Origin of the sequence: Vibrio sinaloensis, from assembly GCF_000808535.1 — a bacterium.
Classification (GTDB): domain Bacteria; phylum Pseudomonadota; class Gammaproteobacteria; order Enterobacterales; family Vibrionaceae; genus Vibrio; species Vibrio sinaloensis_D.
In genome coordinates, this window is the sequence record NZ_JWLV01000032.1 from 1 (window position 1) to 513 (window position 513).

At 41.1% G+C, this 513-nt stretch carries 1 rRNA gene; it reads left to right on the plus strand.

From position 1 onward, the window contains the following. The first annotated feature begins 127 nt into the window (after positions 1-127). Positions 128-243 (plus strand): 5S ribosomal RNA (rrf, locus tag RJ47_RS14635). Positions 244-513: the final 270 nt, after the last annotated feature.

Sequence of the window (513 nt, forward strand, 5' to 3'; positions counted from 1 at the left end):
AATTAACTTGATTGTGTTTTAGAGAACGCAAACAGCTTTCCGAATTATTCGATTTGCAAGCAAATCTCACTCTAAAGGGCCGCACTAAAGTGCGTTTGAATTTGCGAGCAAATTGATAAAGAATTTGCTTGGCGACCATAGCGATTTGGACCCACCTGATTCCATGCCGAACTCAGAAGTGAAACGAATTAGCGCCGATGGTAGTGTGGGGCTTCCCCATGTGAGAGTAGGACATCGCCAGGCTTTAATTTTGACCGATTTCCTTTGGAAATCAGTCACCATAGAATTTTAAGAAATATCTTAGAGTTTTATGTTGACTTACCGAGTCAATCGCGTATCATACGCGTCCTGCTTAAGTGCTAAGGCACTGAAAGCAAAGCTCTTTAACAATATAAACCTATCAATCTGTGTGGGCACTCGTTGATGATAATCCAAATAGTTTCTTCGGAAACAATTTAGGTTTCAATGAAACGAAGTGACCAACGAGTCGCAAGACTCAGCACAGTCAATTCA